Genomic DNA, 18,796 nt, shown 5'->3' on the forward strand with positions numbered 1-18,796 from the left:
GCAAGCCATTGGTCATTAGCGACGCCTGAAGGCATCATTTGCCTTCAGGGAACGTCGACAACAATCACCGAGATATTATCTGCGCCACCCCCATCCAGAGCGATTTGGATCAACTGATCTGCCACTGTCTCAATCGGCATTTCGGACAGTGCTTTTTCGAGCATCGGAAAAGTAGCATATTTGCTTAATCCGTCAGAGCATATCAGGAACCGGTCCCCCGGTTGAACTTCGCCACGGATCTTGTCCAATTCCAGCTCATCCCCAACTCCCACCGCACGGTTGATGGCGTTGGATTGAGGGTGTTGCTCAGCCTCGTCCCAGCTCATCTGACCGGCCAAAACGAGATCAGCGACCACGGAATGGTCGGTGGTCAGCATCTGAATTTGATTGTTCCGCAACAAATAAATTCGGCTGTCTCCGGCCCACAGCCCAACAAAATGGCTATTTGCCAACATCATGCAGGCAACAGTCGTGCCGATGGTTCCGCCACCGCGTGCCTCGGCCTCGGCGCGGATCGCCAAATGGGCCTGCCGAAGCACATCGCGCAATGTGACCATCCGGTCTGACGGTGGCAGACTGGGGGGGATAGCCGCAACCATATCCGCAACAAGCCGACTGGCGTAATCACCCGCCTCGTGACCGCCCATCCCATCCGCAACCAGCCACAAGTTTTCCTCGGGCAGTGCAAGCACCGCATCTTCATTGAGTTTACGCTTGAGGCCAACATGGCTGCGGGCGCTGTACCGAACGCGGTGACTTGAATTCATATTGGCCTTGCCTCGGTCCAGACTGCAGCGTGAAGGTTGAACAAGCCTTGCATGTTTGCCCCTTCCGGTAAACCTTCGCAGACCATCATTCGAGGCACACCACCGATTTCAGTGCTCCAAATTGTTGGCATCCGAAAACGATCAGATACTAATCCCGAAGCAAGATCGGGCAGCAGGCCGTCGGATACTTCTCCGCGCGTCAGTACCAAGGTGTTGCCTTGTGCACGAACCGGGGCTGTTGGCTCCTGCACTGGAACGATCAAAGCCTCAAGCTCCTTAGCCAACTTGTCACGGGTCATGTCGTCCTCGAGCGCAGCCAATGCGAGATCTTCGAGCTGACCGTAAATCTTTGCAGCCCGAAAATGAGATAGAATAGCAGATCCCTCGTTCGAAATCGCTGCAACCAATGTCAGGGGAAAGCGTCGCCCTACTCTGTCCACGGAAGGCATCAGAACGCCCAGCATTTTCTGCGGACCTGCCAAGCCTGGGGCAAGGCAGAAGCGCCAGATCGGGGCCGACATGTAATGCGAATCCCAAGCAGGCCCCAGCGACTCGGACGCGGCAAGCATGCTGCGCTGTATCCAGGTATCCCAGGGTTGGACAAACTCGGGTACTACCCCGAGCCGAAAGAAATCTCCGACCGAGGGCATCTTCCCGAATGCGCCAAATCCAGCCTTCGGCATCAGAAAGACTTGGGGCAGCTGAATTTCTGCAGCGCCGGCAAGGCAAAGGGGTTGATGACCGATCCTGATTGCAGCTGGAAAATCGCGATGCGACCGCCAACGTTGAAGATTACCTTCTTGCGGTCTGACACGTTTGTGCGCCGCACCTCGGCTGCGTCAAGTAAGCGGAACCAGGCCCACGGTCCGTCCTTGGACAAGACGCTTTCAATGTTGCGCTTTTCCGGTTCAAAGCTAACGCGCGCCAGCCCAACCTGACCCGGCCAGGCAATGGCCATCGGTGACGGAAGTCCGCCACGATGACGGAACTCCAGCGTCTGACCGTCAATCTCCAGCTTCACGCCCTTGGCCTTGGGGTCCAGCGCCTCGGGCATGATCTGAAACTGTATCCGCGGTTGGGGGCCGGCTGAAAAAAACGCTTCTCGGATCTCGGCTGCATTCTGAAACTGGGTCAGTACTGCCTGACTGATCCCCAGATCGGCCTCATTTACACTGGTTTTCCAAGACCACGGCCGGGTACGCATATCCACATGCTTCGCGAGGTTTTCGTTGAAGAACGTATCAATCAAACCTTGCGGGCCAAACAGCTTGCTGAAATCACCCATGGCAACATCCGCGCCCGATCTGCGGTTGAACGGATAACGATCGGTCACGACCTGTTCGCAGAACGGCAGTACATTAGCCTGCCAGCGCGCATTAATAGATGCGCGCGTGCTGTCCGACGTGATTCCCGATGAGCCATCGATGATCTGCAATGCCCAGCGTTCCATCGGGCCAGGAATACGCGCCGCTTCCTGCTGGAACTGCTGCAATGCCTGACCGGATTCCGCGCCAGTGACACCACTGAAGGACATCTTGTTCAGTTCTTGATACACACCGGTCAGCGATCCCATCAGAAGATCAAGCTGCGAGGGTTGTCCCTGTTGCTGTTCCACCAACTGATGCAACCAAGAGAACCTATCTTCGACATATTGGCCCGGTTCTTGCACCGGCTCTGATGAAGTTGCACCGCTGGACTTGGCCAGCGCTTCCAGCAGGATTTGTGTCTGGACGGAGGTTGCGGATTGCACTTCCAGGCTGGCGGCATTTGACAACCCTTCGTTCAACGCATCCGTATTGGGCAGGGCTGAACGGCTTTCTGTCAGTTTCGTCTCGTCAGAAATCGAATTTAGGATGTTCACGATAGGCGACGTCGGGCCTGACAGTACGTTGGTCACCTCAACTGCATGGCTCAGGCTTTCCATAGGAACGATGTCGATATCGCCTAGCATGGCGTCATAGCGCGCGATGTAGTCGTTGTAGTACAGGTCCAGAACATCTCGACTAAGCGCCGCAAGGGCCAGTTCGGTTTGCTCGGCTTCTCCGCGAGGACCCAGAACCCAGCTTTCCTTTTGTACCCGTTTGGCCACTCCGACCGCTTCGCCCAAAAATACGTCGTTGAAACCTTTGTAGGTGAAGATCCCCTCGATTCCGTCATTTAACGGCTTCCCAGATGACCGGACCAGAACGCGACCAACGGCAGGGCCGCCAACTTCGGTAATGCGCCACTCCGGCAAGGCCGTTGCAGTTGGGCTGGATATGATCCCATTATACACCCGCTGCGCCAAGGGCAGCTCCGATAGAATACCTTGGATCTGTTCCACCATCGGCCCATTCAAGGCAACGGCCTGCATCGGCTGACTCAGCAAAGCTTCAAGGTGATCATTCAGGTCGGCGCGAAATTCCTCACGAGAGGGGCCAGGGAACGAAACCGTCCAATCGATATTCATCCATTCATTGACGAGGTTCGGGTTCATCGGACCCTGCAAGCCCAACATCAGGTAAACCTTGAGCGCTTCATATAGAACATCGGGATTGTTGATATTCGCGCTCATCTGCTCTTCCAGACGCAGCAGCAAGCGCGGTAGGAACCGTTGGTTCAATGCGGCGCGATAGGTCTGCGCCGCCTGCGTACCAATCACGTCACCCTGATACAGACCATATGTCAGGCGCGATTCCGGGTCCGGATCTGACAGTGTCGGATTCGCAGGCAGATCGCGCAACGTATTCAAAGCCTGTACGACAGGTACCAGATCGGTATCTCCCACCGGGCTGGGTGGAAGCGTTGCTGCAGCGGCCTGATAGGCGGACACACCTTCCTGCGCCTCGGCAATCAGCTCGGAATTTCCCGAGAAGCTGCGCACAAGCAAAGCGCCGACCGTAACGGCCGCCATAACTGTCGCGGCGACCGAAACCCATTTGGTAATCCTGTACCGGCGTTCAACCTTATCATCTGCACTGACCAGACCTGCTTCACGGAAAATCACCTGATCAAACAATCTGGTCAGGAAGTACGAGCGCCCTGAACCCTGCCCCGTACCAATGGCCTGACGCCCGATCCCGAAGGTCCGGGCCATCCCCAGCATCAGCCGGTCAATCGGTGTGCCTTCCTGCGTTCCAGACGTGAAATACACTCCGCGCAGCATGTGGCGATGCTGATAGCGGCTGTCCTGAAAAACCTCGGTTAGAAATTCATGCGCAACCTTCCGGAAGGATGCCACCTGCATCGGGAAACCGGCAACCAGAGCGCGGCGCTGTGGGTCGGTTTCGGTCTGCATCCGTTCCAGCGATTGGGCGTTCAGGCGGCCCAGCAGCAAGGCGAACTCTTCATCGAAGGCAGCAACAGGAGATTGCTCGGATCGAGACTTGTCCAATGGCAGCGTGAAGCCCCACACCTGTTCACGATCTTCCTTGCCCAGATTGTCGTAGAATTCGGCGAAACCGGCAATCAGATCAGCTTTGGTAAACAGGATATAGACCGGAAAGCGGACACCCAACTTCTCGCGCAGCTCCTCAAGCCGACGGCGCACGGCTTTCGCGTGCTCTTTCTGAGTGATTTCATCCTGCAGAGACAGATCAGAAAGCGAAATCGCAATCATCGCGCCATTAATGGGCTGGCGTTTACGATATTTCTTGAGCAACCCAAGAAAACCGATCCAGGCCGCATTGTCGACTTCAGCGTCACTTTCTTGCGTTGTGTACCGCCCCGCAGTGTCGATAAGAACAGCATTTTCAGTGAACCACCAATCGCAATTGCGCGTTCCGCCGACGCCACCAATCGCTGTTTTTCCCATTTCATCGGCCAGTGGAAAGTTCAGGCCAGAATTCACGATCGCCGTGGTCTTGCCTGCGCCTGGCGGGCCAATCATCACATACCATGGCAATTCGTTTAGATGGCGTCGTCCGTTCTTGGATTTACGCAGCGCCGCCATTGCCGTTTTCAACTTGCCACGCAGCTCGGAAATCTCGCTGTCGATCATATCGCCGCCATCACTGACGGCTTCGGTGATTTCTTCTGTTAGGTTCTTTTCGCGTCTGCGGCGGACAAAGAATACCGTCAGCGCGATAGCCAAAAAGATGGCAAATATGACGCCACACCAGATCAGGCGCGCCGCCACACCATCCAACGGGCGCCATTCATCCGATCCGATCAAAGGCCCGAAGAAATACAAGCTCAGCGACAGAGCAGTCGCGGTAAAGAACATAACCGTGTAGATGGATAGGAAAACAAACTTCAGAAATCTGAGGACAATCATGGGGTTTCCTCCTGAACCAACAGGACTTCGATCCGACGGTTGGTCGCGCGACCTTCTCGAGTCGAATTGTCGGCAATTGGTTCACTGTCGGCCCGACCTTCAGCGCTAAGCCGTTTGGGATCGGACAAATCGGCGGCCATCTGGTTCATGACGGATTTGGCCCGAGCCAGTGAAAGGGCCAGATTGGACGGAAACCGAGAGGACCGTATCGGCACGTTGTCCGAATGCCCAGCCACGATCACGGAACCCGGTTCGTCGTTCAGCGCTACCGCAACCCGGCGCACCGGCTCGCGGAATTTATCCTGCAGATGATCCGAACCAGAGCCAAACATGCCCGAGCCTTTGATGCGAATGACCAGTGTGTTGCCCTTCTCAAATACCTCGACCAATCCTTCGTCGATCTCGGGCTTCAGGAATTCCACGACCTTTTCCACCTGTGCCTGAGGTGGAGGCGGTGGAGGTGGAGGTGCACGACGCTGCAATTCGGTCACAGGACCCGCATCAATTACCGACATCTGTCCTACAAGATTTTCTGTTTTATTAGACAGCGCGTAGGACAGCCCACCAAACTCGATCATCAGCAAAAGGGCCGTTACGCCAAGCGCGATCCAAACCGGTTTCCACATGCTGAGCGCCCGATATGGCTTGTCTTCGCCTTCCCAATGTGGAGCTAGGTCACGTTCAACCGGGCCGCGCTGAGCCCGGATGATCCGCGCAAGACCTTGCCTAATCTGCAAATGCTTGTCCGGACCTCCCTGTTCCACCCGCAAGCGGCCTTCAAAGCCAAGTGACAGGCACATATAGACGAACTCTAGCAATTCGATGTTGTTCGCAGGCTCTTGTTCCAGCCGCGCCAGAAGATCATAGAACCGATCGCCACCAACCGTCTCGCGGTGGAAGGTCCCGACCAGAGACTGTGTGGCCCAGCTGGATTGCCCGCCCCAAGGTGTATTCAACACCACATCGTCCAAAGTGGCGCAGAGCGCATAGCGTGCGATCTTTACTGACTGGGCTGGGATACCCGCCTGCAATGCCGCGTTCTCGAAACTGCGCACTTCAGCTACCACGCTTTGGCGAAGCTTGTCGGGGTCCATGTGTTGCGCGCGGTTGCGAATTCGACTGATGAGCGAAAACAAAGGCGAGGCACAGGCATTCAGGCGGTTCATGCCGGTGGTTGCCACCTGCCCTGTTCCACCCTGCAACGTGCGCGGTTGCGAAGCCTGCGAAGGTGGCACGCCAATTTCTGCCCCGCCCGCCGCTGGCTGCTGAGGTGGAGTCTCCATCGGGTAACCTGCCGGTTGCTGAGACGGGGCAGGCTGCTGCTGCGTACCGCCGGGCTGACGCCGCCCACCCGGGTTAGGTCGGATCACCGTCTTGTCTGTGTCGTCCGGTTCGGCAAAAGGATCGTTGTCGGACATCGTTTACCTGCTTCCTCAAGGCCCCCGCATCTTACTGTGACCCACGCGGGCATCCCCATCAAATTGTTTCTTGGCAACCACTAAAGGCCTCGTCTTTCAAACGAACGCTTACTGATTGCGGATTGCCCAAAGCTCCATCTGCAGACCTGGGTACTGTCCCGACACGTGCACCGCGATCCCACCCGAGGTAGTCATTTTGCTCCAATACGGGCTGGCGGCGTCCAGTTCGAAGTACACCACCCCCGAATGATACGGAATTTGGCGCGGAGCAACGGGGAGCGGGCGCAGCGTGATTCCCGGTAAGGCCGAGTTCACCAACTGACGGATTTCCTCGACTGGCCCGGTCTTGGCCTGGCCCGCAAAATGCCTCCGTACATCCTCGGCTGGGATATCGGCATTGACGGCCAGAACAAACCCGGCATTTCCGATCAACTTGCGGTCTGCAATTACCCCTACGCTTATGCCGTACTTCCGTGGCTCCAGCGGGATCGAGATCGCCGTCTGCTCCAAAACTGAGCTCAGGTACTGGCGCAGAACGCGGATCACTGGTGCAAAAGACTCGGTCAGATTGTCATGCTGATAGGCTGGAAACTGCACGGCTTCCTTTTCGGCACTCATAAAGGTCGCAAGCTCTCCGGCCAGCGCGGCACAGACGCGATAAACATGTTCAGGATGCACATTTTCGATATTTGCGAAATGGCGAACAAGAGGCAAGTTTCGGTTTATCACCATCAACAACAAGAAATCCGATATCTCGGCAGCACCCTTGGCAGGACCGCCTTCAGACAATCTTCCGGCCAAGGCCTGCATCCTGTGTGACAGCATACCCTCAAGCTCGTTCATGAACCCCGCCAGTGCCGGAGCCGCACGAACATCCATAACCGAGGGGATAAAGCCACGGTCCATTATGATTTCTTTGTCCGGACGCACTTCGATGATCCGGGCAATCGGAATGGCAAGCTTGTCGGCCAAATCGTCAACAGCCAGTGCAAACTGCAGGCGCAGCTTGCCAACACCAAGGGTCACCGGCTTTTTTTGCTGGCTCATCACATCCGTGATTTCCTGCTCTGCCGGACGCAGACGGCTAACCGACTGTTCAGCCCCGCTCAGGTCTACTTCGGACGCGCCTTGCCGCCTTTGCGGAACCGTCAAATATACCACGCAATCCTTGATCGACTCGGGCACTTCCAGCGCCGGTGGATGATCTTCGGCCTGCGGGACGCGAAACACCTGCCCATCCGATGTCAGACCCGCGCAAGACTTGAGCGCGATCTGACCGACCTTGAGTACTTCGTCATCAATCTCAAGCGCACTCATACCCCAGGCATAGGGCGTCATTCTACGCGCCAGCCCGGCCACCAGAGCCTCAGTATATCTGTCGGCCTGCTGGAAATGATGGGGCTGCAGAAACAACCCTTCGGTCCATAGCACCTTGCTGTCCCAGGACAATGGCTGCCCTCCCTTGTTATCGCGCCCAAGCTGGACGTTACTTCAGCTTCTCCAGCTGTTCCTTATAGGCACGTGCGAACTCGCGGCTGAATAGATCGTGGAAATCATTCTCTGCCTGATCCGAAATCTCCGCGTACATCTTCTCATAGACTTCCCAATATTGGGTCTTCTTACCCTTAAAAAGTGACCCAAGTTTGCCAGACCCTTCAATTTTTCCGGCCAAAACTTCGGGATCAAGACGAGACAGCACGCCTTTCAATGCCGCCTCCATGCCAGTCACCATGGCGATCTCATGCGCCTTGATGTCATTCAGCGCCTCCTCGGTCGCTTCTTCCGAAGCCAGATAGCCTTTGACACGAGGTTTCACGAGCGCTTCGATTGCCTGCTCCGGGCTGATCGAAAACTTCAACGGGTTATTCCGACCTGCGCTGATCATCGTCTGATCGATCCGGAATTCAGACTTGATCGAGGTGCGCGTCATCAGGATCTCGCGCAGACCAACAATCATCGTTCGCAGCACACGGCCCAACCGGCCCATCGTTGCGGGCAGATCAGCATCGTCAATACGTAGATCATCCACCTCAAGCGCCTCAAGCAAAGCGCGTGCCGCCGCCTGATCCCCAGTCGCGACAGGCATAGCGGCCTGTACGTCCACTTTTGCTTGCTCCGGCGCAGGTTCGGAAGATGCAGCTTCGGGTTTGGGGATCGGTGGTGGTGCAGCAGCCTGCCCACCCGGTGTCGGTTTAGTTGGCGGCGGAGCCGGGTTTTGTGGTGCTCCCCCGAAAGGGTCTGTGGGTGACGCGCCTTGTGGCGAAAGCAGGTCATCATCCCAATCATCCGGGATCAGATTTGCGCCACTGCTTGGAGCCGAAAACGCATCCGAGGCTGACGGATTGTGCATCGGATCGCTGGCCCCCATTTCCTGATGCGCATCTTTTGGTTTCGCAAAAAATGGGTCGTCATCATCCAAAGGCGGCAACAGCTCATCCATCGGGTCAGGCGTCGAAATTTGGCCCGGCCCTTTCGGCGCGTCACCCCCCAACAAATCATCAAGGAAATCCCCGCCCGGCCCCGAATCGTCCAGCAGAGCCAACGGGTCAGGCGCATTTTGCGACTGCCCCGGCGAGACTCGATCCTGTTGCATCGGCTGAGGAATCATCTCTTCGAACGACGGCAGGTCGGCGCCGATTTCGACCACCATTTCATACCCACCTGCCGTCAGCACATCGCCATTGTTCAGCGGTGTGGGCGTCCGGCCCAGGGCAATCTTAGAGTAGTTGAGAAAAGTGCCGTTGGTCGACAAGTCCACAATCACGACGTTGCCATTGTGATCTTCGATGACAAAATGGTTCTTGCTGAGTGTTCGCTCAGGGTCGGGGAGGACAAGGTCATTGGCCGGTCCACGCCCCACGGTCAAAGAACCCCCCTGCATCGACACCGGGCGCCCGTCGCCCGGCACTATGCCGGTGGATTGAAATTTTAGTGTGACCGTCATTCGTTTGTCTTCATCCTCCAACCAGAACGGTGGGGCAGCAAGGCGGCAGGATCGGACCACCGCAGGCGCAAGTATCCATCACCCGCGCCGCCGGAAGCTTGCCAATCAACACCGTCGCCGATCCTTTCAATATAGGATGCGGAAATGCAGGTGTCGCCAAATCTGTCACACGTGCCGCTGGCAGTTTTGAAACCAGAACGGTCGGACAACAAGGTGGCATGATCGGCATCGGTACCGGCGCAGGAGGAGGAGGCGCTGGCGGCGGTGCCGGCAGCGTGCATGCGTGCAGATCAGTTACACGGGCCTGTGGAAATCCCATGTTTATTCCTCCGTCCCTGGACCGGCACCGTTGCGGTCCAGATTACCATTCCCACCCCGAGCAATATCGACGCCACGATCAATCAGCAACTGTAGGTAAGCATCAAAATCGCCTTCGTGATTGTCCATCGCAACAACATTCATTGCAAAGGCCACGATTTCCGCCGCCCCGAGCGGGGCTGGCATAGTCGCTAAATCGCCGGTTCCCAGCGTACCATCTGAATAGAGCACGCCAATGGCACAATTCACGGTTTCGTCATCCGGATCGGCCAGATCAATGGTTTCCCCCGCTTTTTGCCGGTTTTCGGGCGTTGGGCGAAACACCCATTCCTCGGATGCAGCTAACGCGCGGGTATTGTTGTCCGGCGCTTTGCCGATGTAATCGCGCGCGGCCAGGCAAGACCACCACACGCGCTCACGTGGCGGCAGCGCAACACCCAACAGACGCAGTACATCAATGTAGGCTTCCTTTTTATCCAATTCAGCCAGAACAACATCCAATGCAGCGCTAGCCGGGGCATCAAGTTCAACACTGAGCCGCGCGTTGGCGTCGGCCAACATCCGGGCGGCGGGCACCTGCGGGACCTTGACCATATCTGCAAATCGTTCACTCATCGGTCAGCCCCCTAGTTGATCATCGTCAGGCCGCCCTTGAGGGTCAGCATGGCATCGCCGTTTACAGTCGTCATCGGGCTCTTTGCATCCAGTTTGGCATTCGCCTGAACCTTGATCATCGTACTCTTGATTGTAATGCTTGTCGGATCCAGCTTGATCGATGACCCGCCCACTTTCAGTTCAATCGACTGCATCGCGGTCATCGTGATCTTACCGGATTTCGCAGCGACCTGAATGTTGCCGGTATTCACGGTGGTTGTCTTGTTACCCGTCTTTACGGTTTCAGCGACATTGCCGGTTACCGTCCGGGTGGATTTGCCCTCAATAGTCTCGGTCTGGTCGGTCTTGATGCCGATGGTCTGGCTGCCCGTTTCGATCGTAAAGGTGTGATCCCCTTTCTTGATCGTTTCGTCAACGTTCTGCTTAACCACCTGGCTCAGGCAACCATCACCGCCATTCCCGCCCGTGTCCAACTCATCGTAGCCAATGGTGATTGTCGACTTGTTCTTGACCAGCTTTTCATGATCCTTCTGCGCCTGAAAACGCACCAGCTCCGCGTCCTTTTTATCCTCAAACATCAGTTCGTTGAACGTATTGGTGGCGCCACCTTTGGTAGACCGCGTCTTGATCCCAGATTGAGTTTGATTATCCGGCAGCTTGTACGGCGGCATGGTTTCTGCGTTATACAGCATACCGGTACAAATCGGACGGTCCGGATCGCCCTCTTCGAACTGAATGACAACCTCCTGTCCGATCCGCGGTATATGGACCATACCCCAGTTCTTACCTGACCACGGGGTCACCACACGAACCCAGCATGTGGTTTTTTCGTCCTTTTTACCCTCGCGGTCCCAGTGAAACTGAACTTTGATGCGACCGTATTTATCAGTCCAGATCTCCTCTCCGGATTTGCCGGTCACAATGGCAGTATGCAGACCCGATATCTCGGGCCAGGGAATGGTACAAAGGGATTTGAATTCGGTCTTGGCGGGCTGAGCCTCGAACTCGACCATGAACATTTCGCTGTTGTCTTCTGGAAACTCCAGCGCGCCGGTGTCCAGATCTTTATCCTTCTTCTCAAATCCGTATCCTTCGGTGGTCTGAAGGAAATACTTGGCGCTTGTAATCAAATACTCCCCGTTCTGGTCTTTGTCGGGATGGTCTTTGAGCGTGAATTTCCGGCCCGTTTCCAGCGATCGAACCGAAGCCCGTGCCCGGCGTCGAGAAAACAATGCATCCTGTGCGGTCATACGCACTTTTGCTCTGGTATTACCCAGCCCAGTTTCCTTGTAATGCCCGGGCGTGTCGTACAACTCCAAGTCTTCTTTGAAGGAATGGCCCGGCTTTGTGCCCGTTTTCGAACGGGCGTCCAAAGATGCCGAGGGCTTTTCAAAATCAAAATCCCCGAGCGACACGACACCCGATCTGATCGATTCAGATGCAGCCCATTCTGTAATAAAGTCCCCCAGACGCTGTTCATAATCGTCACCGCCACGAAACTCTACCTTGGGCGCTCCTGTTATTGGCGTATGCGCAGAAGGGCTATCGCACAGAACCAGCTTTTCGTTTTTACCGTCGGCGTCCGAACAATCGAAGTAATAGTAAATCCCTTCTTCCTGCATCAAACGCGAAATGAAATCAAAATCGGTTTCTCGGTATTGAACGCAGTATTCGCGCTTGGGGTGTGTGTTGGTCAGGCTCTTTTTGTAATCCGAGATATTGTGATCTTCTTTAAAAATCTTCTCAAAAATCTCGACGACCGACATATCCTGAAAAATTCGACTATTGGTTCTCTGTGTCAGCAACCAGAACCACGGGCGCAGCTCGGCCAAGAACTGCACCAACCCGTCTCGCAGGGCCAGACGCTCTACCCGGACGATGGTACCGGTGAATTTGCGTTTTGCCCCGTCCTCTGCGGCCAGGTGAATCGTCATCACCTTTCCCAACAGCTTGTCCAGTTCAATCGTCGTCTTCTCCGACATGAATTCGACCTGAATCTCGGTTAGTGTTCCCAACTCCTCGGTCACGATGGCGCGCCTGAGGACCAGATCGTCTTTGTCGTCACTACCCTTGTATGGATATGAACCGGTGATCCGAAGGGGCCACTCTTTACTTTGAAGACTTTCCGCCATTTACCATTCCTTCCAAATCATGTTCGACACGCCGTTACAGATCGGCCAGCAGAGCCGCCAGTTCCGGGTCCATTTCATCTTCATCCCCGTCATCCCCGGCATCATCATCAAATGCCGAGAGAAAATCATCCAGACCGCCAGAGTCTTCGTCCTCAAGATCCAAGTCGAACTCATCGTCATCCAGATCCGAGTTGTCGTCATCGTCAAGGTCCAGATCTGGATCGGCATCATCGTCCAGACCCAGATCATCCAGATCAAACTCGTCGTCTGAGGTCACCTCTTCCGCTTCGGGCTCAACCGGCACATCAGGTGATGGCGCTGGGGCCGGGACGCCTGACCACGGCCCTAGCAGCTCCTGACCAGCGACCGAATTGAACGATCCCAGCCTGATCTCATCCCGCCCTTTGACAGACAGCAGGGGCATATAACCGCGCTGAACCGAATGTTCGTGGTTGTCCAAACTGATATTGCGCTCGGTGCAGGGCAGAGCCACTTGATCTCCATAGCGGTCGTTTACGAAATGATAAGGCATTCCACCAAGGCTCATGACTGAACCCAAATTCATCGCCTTGCCATTCTGCTTGAAAGACCGTGCAAGTAGGATCGTCACCAGCACCGCTGGATTGGCCCAGAGCATTCCGCGCAATCCTTCAGCCTCGGTGAATTCCTCGAATTCAAACTCATAGATTGGTTCGGACTTGGCCCCGTATGGCCGACGTAGCAGAAAGCGTGGCGATGCAAGCCCTACGTGCCCGGCTTCAGGCATCATGCGAAACGTGTCCCAAGCCTTGACCACCAATGGGTGGCGGTCGTCTTTCTTGATGTCCAGATAGGCGGGTGTAATAGCGCTGATAAAGGGCGCATCCACATGTGCAGCAACCCGGCCCACGCGCCCGAGAAGTTCTGCATGAGGCGGCGTCTCCTCGAAAGTATAAAGACCGATCAGCGCAGAATATCCCCCGCGTCCGTTCTCCTCGTCCAGGGGTTCTTCGGTCAGCAAACGCACAAGCCCGGTTTGGGCCAGATCCTCCTCGGCGGCCAGATCGGCGGCGATTTCTTCAGCGGATACATCGTAGAGGATCACATCCAGCGTATCGTCATCTTCGACGCTGCGGGCGATCAAATCCAGACTGCGCCATTGCGCCTCGACTGACTGAAATTCGGGATGATGCAGAACCAGCCGCATCGCCGTACTCAGCGCGTCATCTACCGCAGTCTGCATAGCGGCGACGTCGGGACTGGGTAGTTTGTGGATATGCGGCCCAACCACGCGCTTCAACAGATCGTCCACCGGAGAGGGTTGCGCCAATTCACCGCCGGTATCACCGATCAGCTTCTGAAAATCGCTCAGTTTCAGATCAGCTCGTACGGTGTTGCCACCCGAAGACTTGCGCGGTGGAACCACAGCCTGGCCAAATTCCTCTCCCCATGCGGTCAGCTGTTTTGCCGCGTGATCCGCCGTTGCTCCGGAACTCAATTGGCCTTTCAGGCCCGCCAGACCCTCAAAAAGCTCAACATTTTCGTACAGCTCATCGGGATGCAGGTCGTCGAGCTCATTCAGTTTCACCTCAATCCCTGCGCCATCCTTCCCGATGGGCAGCACAAGTGTGGTGGCGAAGCCGGCGATCACATCCTCAATCGTATCCGGATCCAGCAGGATCGGTTTGCGCGCGGCCAAAGCGTCCCCCGTCTCGATCTGGCCCCTCGCAGAACGGCCCGAGAAATCGCCAAAAACTGCTATACGAAAACGGCTACGCTTCAAGCGTTCAGGATCGGGCCTGTCGGCGCTCATCCGCCCAAAAGCGAGCATCGGTTCCCCATCCGGTTTGGCCCCTTCCGAAGCGACCTCGTTATCGGTGCCCTCGGATTCGTCATCGTTCGACAGCAGATCGTCCAAATCAAAGTCATCTGCGTCATCGGACATAGTCTCTTCTTCATCCGAGTCTTCCAGCAAACTGTCCAAATCAAGATCGTCCAGATTAGTCTCGGCACTTTCGGATCCTGATGCGTCATCGGAGGAGTCATCCTCGTTGAACAGATCGTCCAAATCCAAATCGTCGAGGTCTTCCTCGGATATTTCCGCCGCGTCATCATCCTCAGACGCATCGCTGCTTAGCAGATCGTCCAGATCGAGGTCATCCAGCTCATCAGGCACAGGATCTTCTTCATCCGTGTCGTCCAGCAGACTGTCTATATCCAAATCGTCCTGATCGGTCTCGGTGTCTTCAGCTTCTTCTGCTTCGCCGGTCGTGTCGTCATCGCCAAGCAGGCTGTCCAGATCCAAGTCGTCGAGGTCCGCCTCAGAAGTATCCCCAGCGTCTTCTCCTTCGGTCGCGTCGCTGTCTAGCAGATCGTCGAGATCGAGGTCGTCGGTATCGCCTTCTGATACGGGACTGTTATCGTCTGACGAGTCATCTTCGAAAATATCATCGAGGTCCAAATCGTCCCCGTCTGCTTCCTCCGCAGTAGCCTCGGAACCCTCATCATCCAAGGCCAGGTCTCCGAGCAGATCGACCAGTTCAACCTCATCCGAGGTCTCCTCCTCGGTCGCGCTGTCTGACAAATCGCCTAGTAAAGCATCCAGATCGTCACCGTCATCCGCACTTTCCTCGGGAACGTTCTCTGCCAGATCGCCGAGAACATCATCTAAATCTTCTGCGTCATCCGCGCTATCGAGATCCGGAATTGCTGCAAGGATATCATCCGCTTCATCATCCAGATCCATGTCCTCTGGTGCCATGTCGGCAATATCGCCCAAAAGATCATTGATGCTGCTGTCTTCAGTGTCCTCCTCGGGCGCAGCGTCGGCAAGGTCGGATAGTATGTCATCACTCTCGTCGTCGTCATCGGCCTCTTCAATGACCGGTAGCGAGGCCAACGCGTCTGCTGAGGAGGTATCCTCCAGCGCTTCGTCATCCGGTGCCAAATCCGCGAGGTCGCTCAGCAGGCCATCTACAGTGCTGTCATCCAGGGCATCATCTGGCGCAACATCAGCGAGATCGGACAGGATGTCACTGCTGTCGTCAATGTCCTCGGCTTCGACAACATCAGGCAGCGACGCCAGAGCATCGCTGGCTAAACTATCCTTCGCGGTGTCCTCAACCGGCGCCATTTCGGCAAGTTCACCAAGCAGATCATCAACACCACTGTCTTCAGACTCGACCTCCGGCTCTGTTTCGGCAAGGTCAGACAGGATTTCGGAATAATCGGTTTCGGTTGCTTCTTCTGTCTCTGGGAGGGACGATAGCGCCTCTTCTAGGGAATTGTCCTCGGCAACAGCATCTGAGGCCTGATCTGCGAGGTCGGACAAAATACCTGTTGCCTCATCTTGCGCCTCGTCTTCTGCCATGTCTGGAACTGAAGACAAGACTTCTTCGACCGAAGTATCTTCTACGGGCTCTTCGGGGGTTGCACCTGCCAGATCAGACAGCACGTCAGCGGTCATGTCGGTTTCGTCGTCGCTTGCAATCGCTTCCGGTAATGAAGCCAAAGCATCGTCCAGGGACGTATCCTCAGGCGGGTCTTCGGGAGCATTGACAGATAGGTTCGATAAGACGTCTGACGTCTCATCCGGATGTTCGACGACCTCGGTTTGGGGCAGCGTCGCCAATGCCTCGGCCACTGAGTGATCCTCGGGAGCGTCCTCGGGGGCCAACTCCCGCAATGCATCCAGTGTCGACGCTGGGTCAGGATCTTCAACCGGGCCGCTTGCCAGCGTCGCCAACAGTCCAGGATCGGCCAGAATCTTTTCGATCAACGCCTCGGCTCCGGCCTTGCCGTCCATATAGGCCATGAGCGTGGCTAGCTGAGTGCGCGCGTCCAGTAGTTTCTGCAGCGGTTCAATCTTGGCCGCGATCTGGGCCGGGTTGAAATCACCCATCTTCTCAAATGTCAGGTCCACCGACAGATTGCCATCACCGGTCAGAGTATTGGGCACAGAAAACGCAACACGAGGAGCCATCGCCTTCATGCGTTCATCGAAATTGTCGACGTCGATCTCGAGAAATTTACGGTCAGAAATCGAGACGGCTTCTGCCTTAGACTTCCCGGACAGATCACTCAGAACTCCCATCACGAACGGTAGCTGAACCTTTTTCTCGGCCCCGTACAATTCGACATCGTATTCGATCTGAACCCGCGGCGCCCTATTGCGTGCAATGAACTTCTGAGAACTGTCAGCCATCGCCCTGCCCTTTCAACTCCGCAACCTCGCGACGCAACGCTTTCACTTCGACAAGCAGTTCCTTAACACGATCATCAACAATGTCCGTTTCGCTGCGCACCAGTTCCCGAAGATGCGAAAACTCTTCGACTGACTCGTCTTCGACCGCTGACTGCATCGTATTGACCAGTAAACCAATGAACAGGTTCAACACTGAGAACGCAGTTATGACGATAAATGGGACAAAGAATAACCACGCAGTTGGATATGTTTCCATCACGGGACGCACGATGCCCATCGACCAGCTTTCCAGCGTCATGATCTGGAACAGCGAATACAAGGACCGGCCCAGCGTGCCGAACCATTCGGGAAAATCGGGGCCATACATCAGCGTAGCCATGACAGCAAAGACATAGAACACGATCGAAATCATGATGATCACTGCGCCCATGCCCGGCAACGCATCAAGCAACGCCTGTACCACAGCGCGCATCTGCGGAATGACTGACAAAAGGCGCATAGCGCGAATGACCCGCAGCCCTCGCAAGGCTGAAAGGCCATCGCGATTGGGCAACAGGCCTAGTGTCACGACCACAAGATCAAAGATGTTCCATGCATTTCTGAAGAAACTCAGCCGGTAAGCATAAAATTTCAGCAGCAACTCGGCTACAAAAATACCAAGGACGATGCTGTCAAACGTGGTCAGGAGATGGCCAACACTGGCCTGTATGGACGCCGAAGTCGACAATCCCAGCGTGATCGCATTGAAAATGATCACGCCAAGAATGGTGTTGGTCACAGCCTTGCGTTCAACAAATGCACGCACGGTGTCGCGGAGCGTTTCGCTCTTCTCGATACCGGTATCCAACATGGCCTCCTGTCGTCTAGCATCTGTTGGGCGCACAAGTGGCGCGCCCAACGTGTCAGGGTTCGATCAACCTACAGCGTCGCTGATATTGTCGATCATACCTTTCACGGTCTTGATGTTGGTGAACATGTTCTTGGCTTCCGTCGCGATGGTTTTCTTGTCCAACGCCTTGATCTTGTCGATGATCGCGGTGTCATCCACTTTCAGACCATTGCCTTCCATCAACGCGTTCATATCATTTAGAAAATTCTCGCGATCTTCCAGCTTCTTTGAAAGTTCACTGGCCGAGCGTTTGACGTTCATACATTCAGCGCCCAACTTGATCCCTTCTTTGAGGGTCTTGGAGCCTCTGGCCGCCTTCATCAATTTGTCTGCCGAAGCGCCCAGATCATCCACTTTATGACGTGTCTTCGTCGTATGCTCGCGGTATTTCTCGCGCGCTTTCTTTGCGTCCTCTGCCTTGCCTTTCACCGCTTTCGCTGCGAAGTCCAGCATATTCTTGGCGATAGTCTTGGGGTCTTTGCCCTTTGTAACTTCCTCACCCATCGCAATAGCTTTGGCGGTGAATTTCTTAATCGCCTCCAACGGCTTTTTCGGCGAAATACCGGATGTATCCGTGATACCCTGTCGCTCGGCCGCCTGCATGATGACAGATTCACGCAACTTCATGTAATTCTGGATTGCCTTATACAGATCCTTGCGCAGCTTTTCCTCACCCTTGAGCTGTTGCTGAAGCTCCTTGCCCAGAGAATACACTTGCTTGGCAATGGTCTTGTAGGCCATCGCATCTGCGCCCGAAGATGCCACCAACCTCGCGACTGCGCCACTGATCTTGATGACGCCCATGGTTACTTTCACCGTGGTTTTTATGCGTGCCTCTTTCAGCAGCTTGTCTTTGTTCGCTTCGTCTTTCAGCTTCTTTTCGATCGCCACCTTGGCCGCACCTTCGGCGGAGGCCATGGCATTCTTGATCGACTGATTGACGCCCTGGATCAGCTTTTCCGCCTCGTCCTGGGATTTTTTCCCAGGCGTCTTCATCAACTCCCCGACTTTTTTGTCGAGCCGGACAGCCTCTTGAGTGATCGTCTTTTCGTAATCCTCCAGCACCTTCATGCCGGCATCTTCCAGACGTTTCAGCGCGGTTGAGGGTACCGGCGCGGGCTTTTTCAGCTTACCCGATTTCGTGATCTCGAATTCTACATCAACCCGGTATTTCGGGATTTCGATGTATTCAAGCTTTGGCTTCGACCGGATCAGATCGACGACGTAAAACTTGTGCTTCGTAACTGTAGTCTTTGCCATCTTGGGACTCCTCCA

General features: G+C 55.4%; 12 protein-coding genes. All 12 read right to left on the reverse strand.

Going from position 1 to position 18,796, the window contains the following annotated elements:
• Positions 1-44 precede the first annotated feature (44 nt).
• Complete coding sequence (locus ACR0JR_RS17545) at positions 45-767, reverse strand: PP2C family protein-serine/threonine phosphatase (protein WP_480457211.1); 723 nt, start codon at positions 765-767, stop codon at positions 45-47.
• Entirely contained in the window at positions 764-1,450 is a 687-nt protein-coding gene (tagF, locus tag ACR0JR_RS17550; protein WP_480457212.1) for a type VI secretion system-associated protein TagF, read from the reverse strand. The genes ACR0JR_RS17545 and tagF overlap by 4 nt, the downstream gene beginning before the upstream one ends.
• Positions 1,450-5,022, reverse strand: coding sequence for a type VI secretion system membrane subunit TssM (gene tssM / locus ACR0JR_RS17555; protein ID WP_480457213.1), 3,573 nt, complete (start codon positions 5,020-5,022; stop codon positions 1,450-1,452). The genes tagF and tssM overlap by 1 nt, the downstream gene beginning before the upstream one ends.
• Positions 5,019-6,440, reverse strand: a complete 1,422-nt coding sequence (icmH, locus tag ACR0JR_RS17560; protein WP_480457214.1) for a type IVB secretion system protein IcmH/DotU — start codon at positions 6,438-6,440, stop codon at positions 5,019-5,021. The genes tssM and icmH overlap by 4 nt, the downstream gene beginning before the upstream one ends.
• A 108-nt stretch (positions 6,441-6,548) precedes the next feature.
• Complete coding sequence (gene tssK, locus ACR0JR_RS17565; protein ID WP_010443409.1) at positions 6,549-7,889, reverse strand: type VI secretion system baseplate subunit TssK; 1,341 nt, start codon at positions 7,887-7,889, stop codon at positions 6,549-6,551.
• Positions 7,890-7,926: 37 nt separating this feature from the next.
• Positions 7,927-9,384: a type VI secretion system-associated FHA domain protein TagH gene (tagH, locus tag ACR0JR_RS17570; RefSeq protein ID WP_480457215.1), complete on the reverse strand. Its 1,458-nt coding sequence runs from the start codon at positions 9,382-9,384 to the stop codon at positions 7,927-7,929.
• Between the two features lie 10 nt (positions 9,385-9,394).
• Complete coding sequence (locus ACR0JR_RS17575; RefSeq protein ID WP_010443407.1) at positions 9,395-9,703, reverse strand: PAAR domain-containing protein; 309 nt, start codon at positions 9,701-9,703, stop codon at positions 9,395-9,397.
• 2 nt (positions 9,704-9,705) lie between these two features.
• Positions 9,706-10,317, reverse strand: a complete 612-nt coding sequence (locus ACR0JR_RS17580; RefSeq protein WP_480457216.1) for a DUF6931 family protein — start codon at positions 10,315-10,317, stop codon at positions 9,706-9,708.
• 11 nt (positions 10,318-10,328) lie between these two features.
• Positions 10,329-12,449: a type VI secretion system Vgr family protein gene (locus tag ACR0JR_RS17585; protein ID WP_480457217.1), complete on the reverse strand. Its 2,121-nt coding sequence runs from the start codon at positions 12,447-12,449 to the stop codon at positions 10,329-10,331.
• Between the two features lie 34 nt (positions 12,450-12,483).
• Entirely contained in the window at positions 12,484-16,632 is a 4,149-nt protein-coding gene (gene tssB / locus ACR0JR_RS17590; protein ID WP_480457218.1) for a type VI secretion system contractile sheath small subunit, read from the reverse strand.
• Entirely contained in the window at positions 16,625-17,482 is an 858-nt protein-coding gene (locus ACR0JR_RS17595) for an ion transporter (RefSeq protein WP_480457219.1), read from the reverse strand. Before ACR0JR_RS17595 ends, tssB begins: the two co-directional genes overlap by 8 nt.
• A 63-nt stretch (positions 17,483-17,545) precedes the next feature.
• A complete protein-coding gene (locus tag ACR0JR_RS17600; protein ID WP_010443402.1) occupies positions 17,546-18,781 on the reverse strand; it encodes a hypothetical protein in 1,236 nt (411 codons plus the stop codon).
• Positions 18,782-18,796 lie beyond the last annotated feature (15 nt).

Source organism: Ruegeria sp. AA3, from assembly GCF_056542905.1.

Excerpts from the sequence above, each read along its gene's own strand:
- tagF (WP_480457212.1), bottom strand. The coding sequence starts at position 1,450 with ATGCCGAAGGCTGGATTTGGCGCATTCGGGAAGATGCCCTCGGTCGGA.
- ACR0JR_RS17600 (WP_010443402.1), bottom strand. The coding sequence starts at position 18,781 with ATGGCAAAGACTACAGTTACGAAGCACAAGTTTTACGTCGTCGATCTG.
- ACR0JR_RS17545 (WP_480457211.1), bottom strand. The coding sequence starts at position 767 with ATGAATTCAAGTCACCGCGTTCGGTACAGCGCCCGCAGCCATGTTGGC.
- ACR0JR_RS17580 (WP_480457216.1), bottom strand. The coding sequence starts at position 10,317 with ATGAGTGAACGATTTGCAGATATGGTCAAGGTCCCGCAGGTGCCCGCC.
- ACR0JR_RS17575 (WP_010443407.1), bottom strand. The coding sequence starts at position 9,703 with ATGGGATTTCCACAGGCCCGTGTAACTGATCTGCACGCATGCACGCTG.
- tagH (WP_480457215.1), bottom strand. The coding sequence starts at position 9,384 with ATGACGGTCACACTAAAATTTCAATCCACCGGCATAGTGCCGGGCGAC.
- ACR0JR_RS17585 (WP_480457217.1), bottom strand. The coding sequence starts at position 12,449 with ATGGCGGAAAGTCTTCAAAGTAAAGAGTGGCCCCTTCGGATCACCGGT.
- tssM (WP_480457213.1), bottom strand. The coding sequence starts at position 5,022 with ATGATTGTCCTCAGATTTCTGAAGTTTGTTTTCCTATCCATCTACACG.
- ACR0JR_RS17595 (WP_480457219.1), bottom strand. The coding sequence starts at position 17,482 with ATGTTGGATACCGGTATCGAGAAGAGCGAAACGCTCCGCGACACCGTG.
- icmH (WP_480457214.1), bottom strand. The coding sequence starts at position 6,440 with ATGTCCGACAACGATCCTTTTGCCGAACCGGACGACACAGACAAGACG.
- tssB (WP_480457218.1), bottom strand. The coding sequence starts at position 16,632 with ATGGCTGACAGTTCTCAGAAGTTCATTGCACGCAATAGGGCGCCGCGG.